Annotated in this window: 11 protein-coding genes; 6 read left to right on the forward strand and 5 right to left on the reverse strand. The window is 67.4% G+C overall.

Annotation, left to right across the window (positions count from 1 at the left end; genetic code table 11):
* Positions 1–30: 30 nt before the first annotated feature.
* Entirely contained in the window at positions 31–498 is a 468-nt protein-coding gene (locus tag DB354_RS14160) for a hypothetical protein (RefSeq protein WP_107836288.1), read from the reverse strand.
* A 227-nt stretch (positions 499–725) separates the two neighbouring features.
* On the opposite strand from DB354_RS14160, the gene DB354_RS22045 reads away from it, so the two are divergent.
* Together DB354_RS22045 and DB354_RS14170 are read left to right on the forward strand one after the other, a co-directional pair.
* Positions 726–1,091: a hypothetical protein gene (locus DB354_RS22045; RefSeq protein ID WP_146180260.1), complete on the forward strand. Its 366-nt coding sequence runs from the start codon at positions 726–728 to the stop codon at positions 1,089–1,091.
* 288 nt (positions 1,092–1,379) lie between these two features.
* Positions 1,380–3,014, forward strand: a complete 1,635-nt coding sequence (locus tag DB354_RS14170; protein ID WP_107836290.1) for a glycoside hydrolase — start codon at positions 1,380–1,382, stop codon at positions 3,012–3,014.
* A 48-nt stretch (positions 3,015–3,062) separates the two neighbouring features.
* Here the strand turns inward: DB354_RS14170 and DB354_RS14175 are convergent, their stop codons facing one another.
* Together DB354_RS14175 and DB354_RS14180 are read right to left on the reverse strand one after the other, a co-directional pair.
* The gene (locus DB354_RS14175) at positions 3,063–3,716 is read right to left on the reverse strand and encodes a disulfide bond formation protein DsbA (protein WP_107836291.1); all 654 of its coding nucleotides are present in this window, start codon (positions 3,714–3,716) and stop codon (positions 3,063–3,065) included.
* Positions 3,717–3,905: 189 nt separating this feature from the next.
* Positions 3,906–4,652 carry a hypothetical protein gene (locus tag DB354_RS14180; protein WP_107836292.1) on the reverse strand — a complete coding sequence of 249 codons (747 nt, stop codon included), beginning with the start codon at positions 4,650–4,652 and terminating at the stop codon, positions 3,906–3,908.
* Positions 4,653–4,881: 229 nt separating this feature from the next.
* Between DB354_RS14180 and DB354_RS14185 the strand changes: the two genes are divergently transcribed.
* The 4 genes from DB354_RS14185 to DB354_RS14205 all read left to right on the forward strand — a co-directional run bounded on the left by DB354_RS14185 (position 4,882) and on the right by DB354_RS14205 (position 12,633).
* Positions 4,882–6,723 (forward strand): DNA topoisomerase IV subunit B, encoded by a 1,842-nt coding sequence (locus DB354_RS14185; RefSeq protein ID WP_107836293.1) that lies wholly within the window; start codon positions 4,882–4,884, stop codon positions 6,721–6,723.
* Between the two features lie 180 nt (positions 6,724–6,903).
* Positions 6,904–8,130, forward strand: a complete 1,227-nt coding sequence (locus DB354_RS14190) for a S41 family peptidase (protein WP_107836294.1) — start codon at positions 6,904–6,906, stop codon at positions 8,128–8,130.
* A 332-nt stretch (positions 8,131–8,462) separates the two neighbouring features.
* Entirely contained in the window at positions 8,463–9,668 is a 1,206-nt protein-coding gene (locus DB354_RS14195) for a metallophosphoesterase (RefSeq protein ID WP_107836295.1), read from the forward strand.
* A 637-nt stretch (positions 9,669–10,305) separates the two neighbouring features.
* Positions 10,306–12,633, forward strand: a complete 2,328-nt coding sequence (locus DB354_RS14205; protein ID WP_233256645.1) for a DNA gyrase/topoisomerase IV subunit A — start codon at positions 10,306–10,308, stop codon at positions 12,631–12,633.
* A gap of 21 nt (positions 12,634–12,654) precedes the next feature.
* Here the strand turns inward: DB354_RS14205 and DB354_RS14210 are convergent, their stop codons facing one another.
* Positions 12,655–14,655 (reverse strand): DUF3999 family protein, encoded by a 2,001-nt coding sequence (locus DB354_RS14210; protein WP_146180261.1) that lies wholly within the window; start codon positions 14,653–14,655, stop codon positions 12,655–12,657.
* The gene (locus DB354_RS14215; RefSeq protein ID WP_158277539.1) at positions 14,627–17,683 is read right to left on the reverse strand and encodes a DUF2339 domain-containing protein; all 3,057 of its coding nucleotides are present in this window, start codon (positions 17,681–17,683) and stop codon (positions 14,627–14,629) included. The genes DB354_RS14210 and DB354_RS14215 overlap by 29 nt, the downstream gene beginning before the upstream one ends.
* Positions 17,684–17,756 lie beyond the last annotated feature (73 nt).

Below are 17,756 nucleotides of genomic sequence, written 5' to 3' on the forward strand. Positions count from 1 at the left end.
CAGGCGCGGCCCGCAAGGCCGCGCCTCTTTTTATGCCGACCGCAGGGCCTCGAGGTCGGGGTCGGTTTCGGCGGCTTCGCGGAACTTCGGATCGAGTTCGATCGCGCGGGCGACTCGCGCTCGGGCGGCGACGAGATCGCCCCGGACGCAGGCGTAGCAGCCGAGGTTGAACTGGATCGTCGCGTCTTCCGGGTGGCTCGTTTCCGCTTCCAGCAAGATCTGCTCGGCCGCGGCGAGCGTGTGCGCACGGCGCGTGGCGTACGCCCAAGTCACCCAGCCGCCCGGCTCCTCGGGCGCGCGTTGGACAAACTCGGCTGCGACCGACACGAGCGCGCGCCAGTCAGCCTGTTCCTGCAGCACGGCCATCTTGAGCGAAAGATAATCGAGGCCATCCGTGTGCGGCGCCTGGATCTTGGCCAACTCGGCCTCGGCGTCGCGCAGCATTCCAAGCTCCAGATAGCCTTTCGCATACGAGAGGTGCCGCTTGGGTGGGATCACGGGCGCAGCAAAGCCGGCGTCCCAAGGTCGGTCAACGCGCCGCTGGCTTCGCTCGCGGCGCGGGCGAAGGAGCGCGCTCGTGGCTTGTCGCGGAAAACCTTCGGCAGGTGCTTCGGGTTCACCGACCTTTTGCCCGGCGGTTCGCCATCGTTCGCGGCACTGCGCCGGTCTGACGGGCACCCGAACCGATGCGCGAACTGGCGGCCGCGGCACCGGTCTCTCCGCGCATGAAATCGCCACGTCAACGCCCTCCCTCGTCCGACCGTGCGCCGGGCAAACCCGAATCGCGTCCCACCGCGGAGACGTTTCCCCATCGTACCGAGGCACCTGGCGACGCTGGACTTGCCAATGAAGCCCGCCCCGGCTTGGGCACTCGGCGCGACGATCCGTTTCCGGGCGAGCCCGCGTCGGGAGCGTCGCCCGTGGCGCGACCGCCGACGAAGAAGGGCAAGAGCGTGGCCGAGCGCCAGCGCTCCAGCCGCGAGCCCAACGACCAGCCGCTGCCGCGCGATCCGGTGGAGCAGCGTTCCGACACCTGGGCCCGCGAAGCCGAGCGCTCCACCGGCGTCTCCGGCCACATGAGCGCCGACTGAGATGTGACGCCGTGACGCCCCGTCTCAGGCAAACGGGCGTCACCGCGTCACATATTTTGGGTCTGACCCGCGGCTTGCATCCGTGACGACGGGTGCGAGGCACCCTCGAAAGGGGGCGGTCGTTTTGTAGCGTGCCGAGATACGTGTCCCCCGGGGTGGCGGCGTAGTGCACCGAGGGACAGCGGCGTGAGGTGACTCGACGTGAGGAGGGCGGGGCGCTTTCGTCGGGGCAGCGTCCGCTCGGGCCTCGGCCCGCCGGCGCCGCTACCTCACCCCGCTCCCCCCGCCATGCTCCGCGCCCTGCTGCTGCTCCTGCTTTCCCCTGCTGCACTCCTCGCCGCCGATCCGGCGGCTGTCCGCCGGATCGAGGCGGACGTGTCGCAGCCTGCGCACCCTCTCAACCGCATGTACAACCTCTGCGTCGGCGCGGGCCGCGCCAACGAGGGGCTGCGTGCCGACTGGCAACGACAGCTCCAGCAGGTGCGCGCCGACTGTGGGTTTCGCTACATCCGCTTTCACGGGCTGTTCTGCGACGACATGGGCGTGTACCGCGAGGACGCCCAGGGCCGCGCGATCTATAACTGGCAGTACATCGACGAGCTCTTCGATTTTCTCCAACGGATCGGGATAAAGCCGTTCGTGGAACTCGGCTTCATGCCGTCCGCCCTGGCGAGCGGCCCGCACACGATCTTCTGGTACAAGGCCAACGTCACCCCGCCGAAGGATTACGCGAAGTGGGAGGCATTCGTCGCTGCCTTCGTCCGGCACGTCACCGAACGCTACGGCGCCGACGAGGTGCGCCGCTGGTACTTCGAGGTGTGGAATGAGCCCAACCTCACCGGCTTCTGGATGGGCACCACCCAGGGCAAAACCGAGGCCGAGTTCGCCCCCATCGCCCGTGCCGAGTACCTGAAGCTTTACGCGGCCTCCGCCCGTGCCGTGAAGTCCGTCGACTCCACCTACCGCGTTGGCGGACCCGCTACCGCCGGCAGCGGCTGGATCGACGAGACGCTTGCCGCGTGCGCGGAGCGGCAGCTGCCGCTCGATTTCGTCAGCACGCACACCTACGCGACCTCCAGCGGTTACCTCGACGAACACGGCAACGCCGGCACCGTCTTCTCCCCGGATCGCAACGCCGTGACCGACGAGGTGAAGGGCGTCCGCCAAAAGATCGCCCGCTCCGCCTTCCCCGGCGCCGAGCTGCACTACACTGAGTGGAGCAGTTCCTACACGCCGGCAGACCCGCTCCACGACAGCTACCACAGCGCCGCCTTCATCCTGGATAAGGTCCGGCACATTGGCGCCGCTGCAGACTCCATGTCGTATTGGACTTTCACCGACATCTTTGAGGAGGCGGGTCCGCGGATGACGCCGTTTCACGGCGGCTTCGGCCTGCTGAACTACCAGGATCTCATGAAACCCTCGTACTTTGCGTACGCGTGGCTGAACCGTCTCGGCGACCACGAGATCGCCGCTTCGGACTCCGACGCCTTCATCTGCCGCAACGACGCGGGCGCGGTCCAGGCGCTGTTCTGGGATTTCACGATCACGCATCCCGGTGCGTCGGTGATCAACCAGGAGTTCTATCTTGCCGACCAGCCGGCGAAGGCCAAAGGCACGGTCGAACTCAACCTCCGCGGCCTCGCGCCCGGTCGGTATCAGCTCACCGCCCGCAAGGTCGGCTACCGCGCCAACGACGTGCAGTCCGCCTGGCGCGATCTCGGCTCACCGGCGCAGCTTACCCGCGCCCAGGTGCGGCAGCTCCGCGCTGCGAGTTCCGGAGAGCCGTTCGTGCAGGAGTCCGTGACGGTCGCGGCGGACGGCCATTTCTCGCGCCCCTTCGCCATGCGCGAGAATGACGTCTGGCTCGTGGAACTCAGCCCCGCGCCCGCGAAGTCCACCCGCGCCACCGCGTCGCCGTAACGCACCCCGCGGGGCGTCGGCACTGGGGGCTTCACCGGCGACCCACGCTTATGCTTGCGGCGGCTCGCCGTAGTGCGCCGCATGCGCGGCGTAGGCCGCGCTGTCGGCCAGCATCGCATCGATCGTGGCGACGAGCGGCTCGAGCCGGACCAGCCCGGAGAACACGGCCTTGTCGCCGATGCGATCCGTGAGCACGAACGCCGGACGCTGGTCGATCTGGTGCGCGAAAAACTCCTTCGTGCTGGCCTCGACCCGCGCCCGCACGGCCGGCGACTCGGCCGCCGCGCGCAGCTTCCGCGGGTCCAGTTGTCCGGCCTTCGCCGCGACTGCGACCGCCGCCTCCACGCTGCCGATCTTCTCGCCGCGTCGCATCGCCGCCTCCGCCAGCGCGAGCCGGATCTCATCACCGGTGTAACTGAAATCCTTCGCCGCCTCGGCGACCAGGTCGGGCGCGGTGTAGTCGGCCTTCGGGTCGACCCACCCGGAGTTCAGCATGAACGGCGAACGCATGCAGGTGCCGCCACTTCGCCGGTAGAACCAATCGCATTGCGCGGGTGACACCGGAAAATCCTGGGGCCGCATCAGCGCGATCTTCCACTCGAACTCCGCCCGGCCCGCGTACCGCGTCTTCAACTCCGTCCAGGTCGGCTCGGCCCAGTAGCACCACGAGGAGAAGATTTCGACGAAGTAGGTGACCTTCATGGCACCTACGCAACGCACGCGCCTTCGTTCGTCAACGAGCGCGCCGGCTTCAGCCTGCACAGCGCGCGACGACGGCAGCCGATACACGGCGGGCGCCGCAGCCCCTGACAGGCGTGGGCAAACTCCGGCTCGCGCCATCCTCCGCCGCCGCCGCGTCGCTTCGTTACGGTCGTGTCGCCCGGCGACCGCCTACTTCTTCTTCCCGCCGAACCAGCCTTTGATCGCCTCGCCAGCCTGCTTGGCGGCTTCCGCCGCCGCCGCGCCGGACGTGCCGCCGACCTTGGACAACGCCTCGGTGGACGCGGTGACGACGCTGGCCGTCACACTGCGCATCACGGCAAACGTCACGGCGGCGGGCGTGATGCCACCCTCGGCCGTCCCGAGATTGGTGAGCTCGATCGGCGGCATTGGCATCGTTACCGCGGTGCCGGCGACGCCGAGCGTTACCTTCCCGTCGCGGAGCACGAATTTCTTGATCTCGAGCTTCAGCGGCTGGCCGTTCTTGGCCTTTGGCTGCTGGCTGCCGGACTGCGCGCCCATCGATTTTTCAATGTTCTTCAGCAGGTCGTTGATGTTGCTCGAGACGATCTTGGTCTCGTAGCTGAACTCCGGTGCCTCGATCACGATCTCATTGATCACGATGTGATCGCCGAAGACGGAGAACGGCTCCATGTCGACGTGCACGCGGCCGAGGGCAAACGCGTTGCGCGGGCTCCAGCCCGCCGGGTTCGCGACCGTGAGCCCGGTCAGCGTTCCCGCGCCGGAGAGCGGCGAGATGCTCGCACCCTCGAGGTTCACCGCGGTCTGCGTGATCGTCGGGCCGAATTTGTTCACGCCGGCCTTCACGATCGAGCCCAGGAAGAACTGGAGCGTGACGTAGGCGACGAGCGCGAGCAGGGCGACGGTACCGAGGGCGATGAGGAGGATCTTCTTCATGGATAGGTGAGCGGCCCAAGTGGCCGGGCCGGGGAAGGTTGCAGCACCGGGCGGCGTCCGCAAGCGCCGGGCATGCGCCCAGACCGCGGGGCCGTCCCCATGTTTCCGTGGCCCCGGCGGGCCGCGCGTCCGGCCCGGTTTGCCTCCACTCATCTGCGCCACGCGCGCCAAGGATTCCGCTTGTCAGGTGCGTCCGAGGTCAAACGCTTGGCAGCTTTCCTTCCTCCTCATGGCGCAAGCGTACACCGAAGCCAGCATCAAGACCCTCTCCTCCCTCGAGCACATCCGGCTGCGGCCGGGTATGTACATCGGACGTTTGGGTGCCGGCGGACACGCGGAGGACGGCATCTACGTGCTGCTCAAGGAGACCATCGATAACTCGATCGACGAGTTCACGATGGGCTACGGCCGCAAGATCGAGGTCGAACTCCACGAACGCACCCTGCGCGTGCGCGACTACGGCCGCGGCATCCCGCTCGGCAAACTCGTCGACTGCGTCTCGATCATCAACACGGGCGCCAAGTACGACAGTGAGACCTTCCAGAAGGCCGTCGGCCTCAACGGCGTCGGCCAGAAAGCCGTCAATGCCCTCTCCGCCATGTACCGCGCGCAGGCGTTCCGCGATGGGCAGACCAAGCTCGTCGAATTCGAGCGCGGCAAGCTGAAGAAGGACAACCGCCTCGCGAAGTCCGACGAGCGCAACGGCACGCTGATCGAGTTCACCCCGGACGAAGCGCTCTTCGGCAAGGACTTCCGGTTCCGCACCGAGTTCATCGAGGACATGCTGTGGAACTACGCCTTCCTGAACCGCGGGCTCACGCTCACGTTCAACGGCAAGGCATTCCGCTCCGAGAACGGCCTGCGCGACCTCCTGCAGAAGAATCTCTCGGGCGAACCGCTGTATCCGATCATCCACCTCGAGGGCGACGACATCGAGGTAGCGTTCACCCACGGCGGCCACTACGGCGAGGAGTACTACTCGTTCGTCAACGGCCAGCACACCACGATGGGCGGCACGCACCTCGCCGCCTTCCGCGAGGCCCTCGTCGAGACGCTCCGCAACTTCTACAAGAAGGACTACGACGCCGGCGATGTGCGCCAGGCGATCGACGCCGCGATCGCGGTGCGCGTGATGGAGCCCGTCTTCGAGTCGCAGACCAAGACCAAGCTGGGCTCGACTTCCGTCGGCCCCGATGGCCCCACACTGCGCGAGTTCGTCGGCAAGTTCATCCAGCAGTCCCTCGACGTCTTCCTCCACAAGAACAAGGAGGTCGCCGACGCGCTGAAGGCGAAGATCGAGGACAGCGAGCGCGAGCGGAAGGAGCTCGCCGGCATTCGCAGCCTGGCCCGCGAGCGCGCGAAGAAGGCCTCGCTGCACAACCGCAAGCTGCGCGACTGCCGTCTGCATCTCGGCGACCGCAACGAACGCGCCGAGGAGAGCACGATCTTCATCGTCGAGGGCGACAGCGCCGCCGGCTCCCTCACCGCCACGCGGGATGTGCAGACCCAGGCCGTCTTCGCGTTGAAGGGCAAGCCGCTCAACACCTACGGGCTGTCCAAGAAGGTCATCTACGAGAACGAGGAGTTTCATCTCCTGCAGTCCGCGCTCAACGTGGAGGAGGGGCTCGACGGCCTGCGCTACAACAAGATCGTCATCGCCACCGATGCCGACGTCGACGGCATGCACATCCGACTGCTCCTGATCTCGTTCTTCCTGCAGTTCTTCCCGGACCTCATTCGCAACGGTCACCTGTACATCCTCGAGACCCCGCTCTTCCGGGTTCGGAACAAGAAGAAGACGATCTATTGCTACTCCGAGGAGGAGAAGCAGGCGGCGATGGTCGAGCTTGGCGCCTCGCACGAGATTACGCGGTTCAAAGGTCTCGGTGAGATCTCCGCAGGTGAATTCAAGGACTTCATCGGCGAGAATATCCGCTTGGAAACCGTGACGCTGGCGCACCTCTACGACAGCGCCGACCTGCTCGGCTTCTTCATGGGCAAGAACACGCCGGAACGGCAGGACTTCATCATCGACAACCTCCGGGTCGAAAAGGACTTGGTGGAGGCCTGAGCCCCAGCGCGCACTAGCGCGCCAGAGTCTTTCTCTTACTCCTACTCTTCCTCTTTCTCTCCCCCGGCGCCGCCGTGCACCGGCCCGGGCGGTGCGCCCTCGAGAACGAGAACGAGAACGAGAACGAGAACGAGAACGAGAACCCTGCTACGACCCCGAACGCCTTTCCCCCACGCCCCCGTGAAACACGCCCCACGTCGTCTCGTTTCTCTCGGATTGCTCCTCCTGGCGCTTGCGGGCGTGGCGCTGCAGCCGGGCTGCGCCACGCGGCCGCGCACGCCGATCACCGTGACCAGCCTGCCGCCGGAGCAGCGGGCGCGGGCCGAGCGGAATCTGGCAGTGTTTCACTCGGTGTGGGACCTCGTTAACCGGAAGCATTATCAGCCGCAGACCCACGGCGCGCGTTGGGAAGAAGCCGCGGCCAAGTACGGCCCGCGGGCCGCGGCCGCCGCGGACGAGCCTGCGCTCTACGTCGTGCTCAACGAGATGCTCGACGGCCTCAACGACAGCCACACGCACGCGCTGTCGCCCCGCCGCGCGCTTGAACGGCACACGCACGAGAAGGCTCGCACCGGTTTTTCGATGGTGCGCGTGGAGCAGCAGTGGGTCGTCACCGACGTCGCGCCCGACTCGCCGGCCGGCGGCGCCGGCGTCAGTCCCGGTTGGATTGTCGTGAGCCGCAACGGCGTGCCGGTGGGCGACCAGCCGAACTTCAATGCGGGGGAAGGCGAGGAGGCGGTGTGGGTTTTCCGCGACACGCGTGACCGCGACGTGCCGGTAAGGCTCGTGGCAAAGCGGCTCTCCATCGCGGCGTTGCAGGTGGTGCGTCCGTTGCCTGACGGCTTCGTTTACCTGCGTTTCGACGCCTTTGATGCGAAGGACCGCCGCTGGCTCAGCCGGCAACTGCAGGAGCACGCGCGCGCGCCCGGCGTCGTGATCGACCTGCGCCGCAACCCGGGCGGCGAGACGTTCTCGCTCGGTATCTCCATCGGCGAGTTCTTCGACCGGCGCGTGGACTGCGGGACCTTTGTGACGCGCGAGGGCGCGAAGAAGGTGAAGAACTCGTGGCAACTCGGGTCGGCGCGCTACCGCGGCAAGGTCGTGGTGCTCGTCGACGCGACGAGCGCCAGCGCCGCGGAGATCTTCGCTGCGGTGCTGCAGGATCACGGCCGCGCGACAATCGTCGGACGCAAGACCGCGGGTGCGGTGCTCGCGAGCTGGTTCTATACGCTGCCCGACGGCGGAGAGCTGCAGTTGAGCCGCGAGGATTATCGCGCCCCCCACGGGCGGCGAATCGAAGGCCACGGCGTCGAGCCCGACATCGTCGTGAAGCGAACCCTCGCCGACGTCCGGGTTGGCCGGGATCCGGACCTCGAGGCCGCGATGGCGGTCTTGCGGGGGCGTTGATCGCGCGCGCCCACAGGCGCCGCTCCTATCTTTCTCGTTCTCTTTCTCTTTCTCTTTCTCTCAAACCCGGCGCCGCCGTGCCTGCGCGGGCGGCGCGACATTACGATTTGGAGAACGACCTCGATCTCGAATCCGAATCCGAGAACGAGAACGCCTTCGGAGTGAGAGTGAAAGTGAGAGTGCTGCGCCCGGCATTTTTGCGTGCAAATTAGGCCGCCCTGAAGGGGCGGCTTGAGAGAAAGAGAAAGAGTAAGAGTAAGAGAAAGAGGGTAGCCCCCTCCGGGTTGCGTTGAGAGGGGCGGAGGGCATCGTGAGGGACTTTTCTCCCTGCCGTGCGAATCCCCCTGATCATCTTCCTCATCGTCTTCTCGAGCCTGGCGCTGACGCTCCTGTGGTGGTGGTGGGCGGATACGCGACTGCGGACGTTGCGGCGCGCCGGCTGGCTGCGGGTCGCGGTGGGATTGTTCGCCACCATCTTCCTGTCGGGCGTCACGTACTACATCCTCATGCGGCGGATGGGATGGAAATGGTCGCCGCCGGATTGGTGGGTGGCGGTGGTGATGCTGTGGGCATTGATCGGGCTGCCCCTGATGGCGCTGCCGCTCATGGACATCGCGGGTATCGCGTGGCTCGTCGGCTGGTGGCGCCGCCGCCGGCGCAAGTCGGCCCACATGCCTGCCGCGATTCCGGTCGCGGGCGAGCCGGCGCTGACACGCCGCGAGGCGCTGGCAGCGGGCATGGCGCTCGCGCCCATGGTGCTGACGTTGGGGACGGTCGGGGTGGGCCTGATCCAGAACCGGCGATTTCGCATTCGGCGGATCGAAGTCGATCTTCCGCAACTGCCCTCGGTGCTCGATGGAATGACGATTGCGCACGTGAGCGACTCGCATGTTGGCAAGTTCACCTACGGGCCGATTGTCGATCGGATTGCCCGGGCAACACTCGAACTCGACGCCGACCTCACGCTGTTCACGGGCGACCTCATCGACAGCCGGCTTGAGGAGTTGCCCGAGGCCGTGGCGTTCCTGCAGCGGATTCACCGTCCTGGGCGCTTTCTTGCGATCGAGGGCAACCACGACCTGTTCGGCGGACGTGAGCCATTTGAGCGGGCGGTCCGCGGCGCGGGGCTCCCGCTGCTGCTGGATGAAAAGGCGACGCTGCGCGTGCGCGGTCACCCGGTGGAGGTGATCGGGCTGCGCTGGAGTTATGATGCGGCGCACCCGGATCCGCGGAACTTTGGGCGCGTGGTGGCAGGCCGCGATCCGGACGCGTTCCCAATCGTGCTCGCCCACCATCCGCATGCGTTCGACGTCGCCGCGCAGGCGGGGCTGCCGCTTACGCTCGCCGGCCACACCCATGGCGGGCAACTCATGCTGACGCCGGAGTTCGGGGCGGGCCCGATGCTCTTCCGCTACTGGTCCGGTTTGTACCGGCAAGGCGCGGCGCGGCTCGTCGTGAGCAACGGCGTCGGCAACTGGTTTCCCCTTCGGACCGCGGCACCGGCGGAGATCGTTCATCTGACGCTGCGCGCCAGATGAAGGCTGAAAGCTGAAGGCGGAAGGCTGAAACTGGACCCGCCGGATTCAGGACATCGTCGTTTGAAAGCTGGTCACATTCGGCTCTCAAGTGGACGACAACCGACGATACGGAGGGAACGAGGGCAGCAATTATAAAGACCCGAATAGCAGGTGGTACCGGAATAATGTCCAGATACTCGGGAATAATGTCCAGATACTGGCGCGATAATTTCCGGATACTCCGCGCGCCTCGGCGTGAGTAACTGAAGGAGGACGGCGAAGAGATCTGAGGAGAATCGACCGCGAATTGACGCGAACCGGCGCGAAAACAATCACGGCATTCGCGTCCCGGTGTACCACTGATTTTCGCGGCTCTTCGCGATCGTTCGCGGTTCTCCAATCGATCCGTTTCTGGAATCGGTGTTTCTGGCGTCAGGTGTCCATCCGTTGTCGCGCTCCAGCCCGCGGCGGTAAGCGCCGGATTTTGGCGGACGACACGCATCTCGCTGCCTCTCAAGCACGGTTTTCCTTTTGCGACTTCTGCGCGTTTTCGAGGCCGCTCGCGCTCGGATCCTCGCAGGTATGTGGGCTGAGCGGTCGCTTGACGTGCGCCGCCGCCGCGTGACACCGTGCCCGTTTTCAACCGTCCCGATAAGCGATGCCGAAGAAGAAACCGTCCTCCGATCAACCTGAGCTGCCGCTGGGCAATGACGTGCAGAAGCCGGAGGCCGGAAGCCGGAAGCCAGAAGCCGGAGGCCAGAAGCCGGAGGCCGGAAAGCAGAAGCCAGAGGCAGGAAGCCGGAAGCCCGAGGACGGAGGCCGGAAGCCGGAGGCCGGAAAGCAGAAGCCAGAGGCAGGAAGCCGGAAGCCCGAGGACGGAGGCCGGAAGGAAGGCCCCGAAGGCGGAACGCTGGAAACGGCCGCGAAAGAAGAAGCGCAGCCGGCCGGGCACGAAGAGGGCAACGGCAATGGCGACGCGTTGCCGGCGGCGGCGTTGGCGCCGGCCCGCGTGGGCAAGGTGCAGGATGAGCAGGCCCCGCTCGCGGAACACTACCGCAACTGGTTCCTCGACTATGCCAGCTACGTGATTCTCGACCGCGCGGTGCCGCACATCGATGATGGCCTCAAGCCGGTGCAGCGCCGCGTTCTCCACACCATGTGGGAGATGGACGACGGTCGTTTTCACAAGGTCGCCAACATCGTGGGCGCCACGATGCGTTTTCACCCGCACGGCGACGCCTCGATCGGCGCCGCGCTCGTGGGCATCGCGCAACGCGGCTGGCTGATCGAGCCGCAGGGCAATTTCGGCAACACCCTCACCGGCGACGACGCGGCCGCGCCGCGTTACATCGAGGCGCGGCTGACCGGCTTCGCGAAGGAGGTCCTGTTCAATCCGAAGACCACGACCTGGCAGCTCAGCTACGACGGCCGCGCGAAGGAGCCGGTCACGCTGCCGGCCAAGTTCCCCATCGTGCTGCTCGAGGGCGCCGAGGGCATCGCCGTCGGCCTCTCGACGAAGATCCTGCCGCACAATTTCAACGACCTCTGCCGCGCCGCCATCAATCACCTGCAGGGGAAAACCTTCCGGATCTTCCCCGATTTTCCGACGGGCGGCATCGCCGATTTCTCGGAGTACAACGACGGCGAGCGCGGCGGCAAAGTGAAGATCCGCGCCCGGATCGAGCAGCGCTCGAAGTACCTGCTCGCGATCACCGAGCTGCCGTTCGGCCTCTCCACCGAGGCGCTCATCGAGTCCATCCTCGCCGCCAACGCGAAGGGGAAGATCAAGATCAAGCACGTCGACGACAACACCGCCGACAAGGTCGAGATCCTCGTCCATCTCCCGCAGGGCGCCGACGCCGAGCAGCTCATCCAACAGCTCTACGTCTTCACGAGCTGCCAGCTGAACATCTCGCCCGCGGCGTGCGTCATCGTGCGCGACGAGCGCGGCAACGACCGTCCGCAGTTCCTGGGCGTGCGCGACATCCTCAAGCGGGCGGTCGAGCAGACGCGCGAGCTGCTGAAGCGCGAACTCGAGATCAAGCTCGAGGAACTCGAGCAGCAGTGGCACTGGGACTCGCTCGAGCGGATTTTCATCGAGGAGCGCATCTATCGCCGCATCGAAAAGTCGAAGACCTGGGAAAACGTGCTCGAGGAGATACGCGAGGGATTGAAGCCCTTCCTCAAGCAGCTCCGCCGCCCGGTGACGGAGGATGACATCGTCCGCCTCACCGAAATCCGCATCAAACGCATCTCGGCCTACAACCGGTTCCAGGCCGACGAGGCGATCACCAAGATCGAGGCGGGCATCAAGGAGACGAAGGCCAACCTGAAGAACCTCACCGGCTACACGGTCGCCTGGTACGAGATGCTGCAGGAAAAGTACGGCAAGGGGCACAAGCGTCGCACCGAGTACGACGAGATCGAGCAGATCAATGCCGCAGAGGTCGTCTCGGCCAACCAGCGCCTGTATGTGAATCGCGAGGATGGCTTCATCGGCCTCAACTGGCGCCAGCACGAGTTCGTCACCGAGTGCACCATCCTCGACAGCGTGCTGTGCATCATGCGCGACGGCTCGCTGAAGGTGAGCAAGGTGGCCGACAAGGTCTTCATGGGCCGCGATATCATCCACTGCGCGGTTTTCCCGAAGGACGGCGACCCGAACTTTTACACCATGGTGTACCAGGACAAGGACACCGGGAAGGCGTTCGCCAAGCGCTTCCAGATTGGCGGCCTCTCGCGCGACAAGCTCTATCCGCTGACCAAGTCCGAGGGTTCGAAGATCGTCTATCTCGACGTGAGCAAGACCGAGAAGGAGATGCCGCAGAAGCTGATGATCTACATCGACGGCCGCAGCGGCGCGCGGGTGCGCGAGTTCGAGTTCGAGGTCGCGCACGTGCCGATCAGCTCGCGCAACGCCAAGGGCCTTACCGTCTCGAAATGGCCGGTGAAGGACGTGCGGCGCGTGGACCTGGCACTGCGCTGAACGCGGCCGGGGCCGCCTGGCTTAGCTGGGCGGCGCGACGGTGGGCGGCGGCTTCGGCAGCAGCCGGGCCACCACGATGAGGAGCACGACCACGACGCCGGCGAGCACCGACCAGAAGACCAGGCCGGATCGGCCCACCGCGCGCGTGGCCCAGCCGTCGGGATTCAGGACCTCCTCGGGGCCGGGTTGGGCGCGCTGGCGGTCGGCGCGCAGGAGCGGTTCGGCGAGGAGCGCGAGGTCGTAGCGGGGAGTGGCTGCTCCGGGATTGCCGTAGTACAGCATGAGCGGGCCGGGCTCGGCCCGGAACAGCAGGCGCGTGACCGGATACTCCGCCTGGACCGCGCTCAGAACGATTGGCGGATTGTCGCCGTTATTGGTCTCGATCCACAGCTCGTCCTGGCTCGGGTGGGAGACGAAGGTGAGAACCAGGTTTGCGCCGCCATCGGGGGTGCGGTTCCAGGTGCCATCCGCCAGCACGCGGTCGCGCCAGCCGCCGCGATCGTCCGAGGCGGTCTCATAAACGCGCAGGTAGCGGGTGAAGAGCGGCGAAGTGGACGTGAGCGTCAGGGTCGAGAGCGGCAGACGGGCGCGCGGCAACGGGACGCGCCAGCGGGAGAACGTGGGCTCACCGCGCCGCTCGACCGGCTGAAAGGGCAGTGGAAGCGCCCGGGCGAGGGCGGGACGTTCGACGAGATACGGCACCTGCTCGCCGTCCCGGACGAGGCGGACGTCGGCGAGCTGGTTGCGCGTGCCCGCGAGGACGTCGAGGTCGATCTCGAGCTGCTGCACGGCGTCGCCCGCGAACTGCACCGGTTTGCGAAACTGCCACGCGGAGACGTCGATCACCCCGCCCCGCAGCGGCGCGGCGGCCAGCGGATCGCGCGGCGTATGGCCGGGCATCGGGCGCAGCGTACCGGGTTCGGCCGCGGTGTCGGGAATCTCGGGCAAGTCGCGCGGGAGGCGGGCGAGATCGTAGTGCGGCGCCGGCACGTTCGGGTTGCCGGTGAGCAGGTTGTAGGTGCCGGCGAGCGGGGCGGCGAAGACGAGCCATACGGGCCGGTGGCGTACCCGCACGCCGCGGATTTCCAGCGGTGGGCTGTCACCATTCTCCACATACACCAGGAGCTCGCGGGCCGGGGCATCCAGGTCGAGGGGCACGCTGAGTTCGGCCGCGGTGGCTGCGCCGCCGACGCCGAGGCGGAAGATCACCCCCTGGGCGAGCACCCGTTCGGTGGCCACCTCATTGCGGAGTTCGCGGACGGCGACCTTCACGCGCCGCGTGAACAGCGCGTCGCCGATGTCGAACTGCAGCTCCGCGAGCGGGAGGTGGCGGGCGCCGAGATCGAGCGTCAGCACGGTGACGCCGGCGAATTCCTCGCGTTGCGTGAGACCGACGTCGGGCAGCTCGCGGGTGGAGTCCGGGGCTTGGGGCACGGCGACGCAGAGCGTGGCACCGAGAAAGGGCACGGGCGTATTGCGGGTGTCGTCCAGCGTCACGCGCAGCCAGGCGGTGCTCACCCCGGCGAGCGGCAGCGTCAGCAGTTCGGCGCCGTGCTGGCGGAAGAGCGGCGCGCCGGAGCGAAGCGGGGACCACTGGACGCCATCGTCGGACCGCTCGAGGAGCGCGCCCTTGATGAAGCCGTCCGCGGGCGTGCGCAGGGTGAGGCCGGTGAGGGGGGCGGAGGTGCCGGTTTCAATCAGGAGCTGGGTGTGGTTGTCGCGCAGCGTGGCCTGGAATGAGTGCGGGGCACGCGCAGGCGAGGGGAGGGGTGGCGGGGCGGACCACAGGAGAAACGCCGTCTCGCGCCCGGTCGGGTCGAGCAGCCGCAGGTCGCCGCGGTCGGGGCGGGCGGCGTCGAGCGTGGCCGGGGGCAGGGCCACGCGCGTGAGCCCGGGCTGGCCGAGCAGGAACGGCTGGCGGTTGGCCCAGTTGGTGGGCTCCAGCGCGCGGGCGGCGCTGAGGGTGAGGAGCAGGAGGCCGGCGCGGCCGAGGTTAAGGAGCACGCGGCGGGGTCTTTTCATTGCCGGGGAGAAAGCGTTGGTAGGCAAAGGAGGCGCCGATCGCCACGAGCGCAACGGCGAACAGGGCGCCGACGCGATAGAGCGAATCGAGGCGGGCGAGGTCGTGGAGGAAGAGCTTGAGGGCGGTGACGCCCAGCAGCGCGAGCGCGGCGAGCCGGGCGGGACGGAGCCGCCGCGCGATGCCCACGAGCAGCAGCGACAGCGCGAAGAGCGCCCAGCCAATGGTGTAGCTCATGTCGCGGGCGAAGTTGCCGGAAAATTGGAAAGTGAGGACGTGGCTGCCCGGCGCGGTGAAGAAGTCGGCGATCTGGATGTTGAGGAGCAGGAAGGCAAGGACCGTGCCAAGGACGCTGAGGACGGCGGGCGCGTTGACGCCGAGCACGCGCTCACGCGGTGGGGCGAGCAGGCGCGCGCCGGTGAACAGCGCCGCCAGGACCAGCCCGTAGCTGTAAAGATACCAATTGAACAGCGGGGTGGTGCTGCGGGCGTGGTACGAGAGCACCGCGGGATTCAGCGCCAGCCGCACGAACGCGATCGTCAGCAGCACGACCCCGGTGGCGCGCAGGCCGGGGTGAGGCACGCGGTGGAACAGCCAGAGAAGCGCGGCGCCCTCGAGCGCCCAGGCGACGGTGAGCCATTGGCGTTCGAACTGGATCGGGAAAATCAGCGTGACGAACAGCAGCGTCGCGCCGCCGAACCACGCCAGTTGGTTGAGCCGCGCGGCGGGGGTGGTTGGCGGGCGCCGGAGCACCGCGACCAAACTGCCGAGCGGCAGGAGGGCGAACGCGGCCGGTAGCAGGCCCATCACGTCGTTGGGCCAGCCCGCCTGCACGCTGCGATACACCAGGGGAAAGTGAATCATGGCGCCGAGCGCGGCGACCGCCCATGGACCAGTGGTTTCCGCGAGCCGCCGCCGGAACACGAATGGGTAGGCGGCGAACACCGCGGTGAAAGCCAAGGCCCACGTCGAGGTCAGAAGAGCGGACAACGGAGTGAACTGCGTGGTCTGCCACGCAAACTGAACGGCGGCCGCGCCGACGAGCGCGCAGAGCGGCAGCCAGTCGATGGCCAGCAGCACGGCGAGCCCGAGCGTCAACCCCACCAGCAACAGCGCGAGTCCGTACACGCCGGAGGGATTGGGAAGCGGCAGGCGGAACGTCACCAGGATCAGCAGCACGAACGGGAGCAGGGCGGAGAACGCTGGCAGTTGTGCGCGCGGTCCGCCCAGCCACGCGCCGAGCCGGCTGGAGTCTGCTGCGCCGAGGCCAAGGCGCCGCGCGAGCCACACGCTGGCGGCGAAAAAGGCGACGGCAAAGCCGCCGACCACGAGCAGAAATTCACCCGCGACGGGGACGACGGGCGATAGATGAAACAGCCACACGGCGGCGGCGCCCAGGGTAAGCAGGAGCACGGCGGCGACCACGGCGACCGAAGCGGACAGGACCGCGATGCCGAGCGCGAGGAGATCGACGAGCAGCACGGCGAACCACAGCCCGATGGATACCGGCTCGAGGCGGAAGAGCGGAATGACGAGCAGCAGCAGCGTGAGCGGGGCGAAAAGCTGGCTCCACCACGCGGGCGCCGCGTCCGGCCGCCGGCGGGCGAGCACGAGCGGAAAGGCGGAATGCAGGGCGGCGTAGATGAGGGAGAATGCGAGCGCCCACGGCAGGAGGTCAGCGGTCAGCCGCCGGGTGGTCCAGGTGCCGAGGAGCGCGAAGACCACGAGCCCGGCGACCAGGTGCACGCGTGGCAGGCGCTCGTCGCGCCACGCGACGGCGAGAAGCACGAGGTCGGCGCCGAGGATGAAGGGGAGCAGGAGCCCGGGCCGCGCGGAGACGCTGGCGTAATCGAGAAACGCAAACGCGAATCCGAGGGCGACGAATGGCAGGGCAATGGCAGAGCCGCTCAGCGCAACACTGGTCTGCCCGCGGTGACGCGCCCACGCGTACCCGGCGAAGAATAGCGCGGAGAATCCCAGCGTGACGACCATCGCCACCGGCGCTTTCTCCGGCGTGAGGAAGTGGATCGCCCAGCCGACTTCCATTGCGATGGTGCCGGCCGCCCCCAGGACGACGAGGAAGTGCCAGCGCCGGTGGAGCGCCACCGCGATGAGCCCGGCGTCGAGCACGGCCAGGTAGCCGAACAGGCCGACGGGGTTGTCCTGTCCGGTCGAGAGCAGGACAGGCGTGAGGAAACCGCCGAGGATGCCGAGGACGGCGACCACCCGCGCCTCGAGTCGAACCGCGAGGAGAAACGCCGCGGTGGTGATCAAGGCCATCAGCAGGAACGTCGCGACCGGACCGAAGAACGCGAAGTGGTAGAAGCCATTGCACGCGTAGGTGACCGCGTAGAGCGAGACGATGCCCGTGGCGATGAAGGTCTGCGCGGTGACGGCGTAGCGGTCGCGCGGCACGCGCAGGCCGCCGACCACGAGTCCGACAGCGAAGACGAAACCGATCGCGACCCGCACCTCAGGCGGGATCAGCTCATGCTCGAACGAGTACTTGACGAAGAACGCGAGGGCCAGGAGGGCAGCGAGACCGCCGAGCCAGGCGAAGAACTTCGCGCCCATGAACTGTTCCCAGTTGCGCCGCGCGGCCGGGACGGCGCCAGCGGGCTCCGGTGTTTCGGCCAACGATTCAACCGGGCGGCTCGGCGACGCGGAACCGACCGGGGCGCGGGAGGCGGCGGCGGGAAGAAGCGGTGGGGGCAGCGGAGCGGCGGCGGAGGGAGTCGACGCCGTGGCGGGTGGAAGCGGCGAAGGCGTGACCGCAATCGAGGGCGGCGACACCACGCGTGCGGGCGCAGGCGCAGGGGCCACGGCGCTGGGAGTTGCCGTCGGGGCCGACGAGATGACGGGGCGAGAACTGCGGCGCAGCGTGTCGAGGTCGGACTCCAGTGCGAGGAGTCGGCGGGCGAGCGCGTCGTTTTCGCGGCCCAGGGCGAGAATTCGGATGATGGCCCAGACGGGGAACGCGACAAAGGCCAGGGCCAGGACCAACACCACAAGCGCGACGAGGGGTTCCATGGGGAGGGGCGATGTCTTTCTGGTGCGGACCAGACCAAACGCAAGCGCCCGGCGGTCGGTGCGGCCGACGCGT

It is taken from the genome of Opitutus sp. ER46 (assembly GCF_003054705.1).
Classification (GTDB): Bacteria; Verrucomicrobiota; Verrucomicrobiia; order Opitutales; family Opitutaceae; genus ER46.

Excerpts from the sequence above, each read along its gene's own strand:
- DB354_RS22045 (WP_146180260.1), top strand. The coding sequence starts at position 726 with ATGAAATCGCCACGTCAACGCCCTCCCTCGTCCGACCGTGCGCCGGGC.
- DB354_RS14170 (WP_107836290.1), top strand. The coding sequence starts at position 1,380 with ATGCTCCGCGCCCTGCTGCTGCTCCTGCTTTCCCCTGCTGCACTCCTC.
- DB354_RS14175 (WP_107836291.1), bottom strand. The coding sequence starts at position 3,716 with ATGAAGGTCACCTACTTCGTCGAAATCTTCTCCTCGTGGTGCTACTGG.
- DB354_RS14180 (WP_107836292.1), bottom strand. The coding sequence starts at position 4,652 with ATGAAGAAGATCCTCCTCATCGCCCTCGGTACCGTCGCCCTGCTCGCG.
- DB354_RS14185 (WP_107836293.1), top strand. The coding sequence starts at position 4,882 with ATGGCGCAAGCGTACACCGAAGCCAGCATCAAGACCCTCTCCTCCCTC.
- DB354_RS14205 (WP_233256645.1), top strand. The coding sequence starts at position 10,306 with ATGCCGAAGAAGAAACCGTCCTCCGATCAACCTGAGCTGCCGCTGGGC.
- DB354_RS14210 (WP_146180261.1), bottom strand. The coding sequence starts at position 14,655 with ATGAAAAGACCCCGCCGCGTGCTCCTTAACCTCGGCCGCGCCGGCCTC.
- DB354_RS14215 (WP_158277539.1), bottom strand. The coding sequence starts at position 17,683 with ATGGAACCCCTCGTCGCGCTTGTGGTGTTGGTCCTGGCCCTGGCCTTT.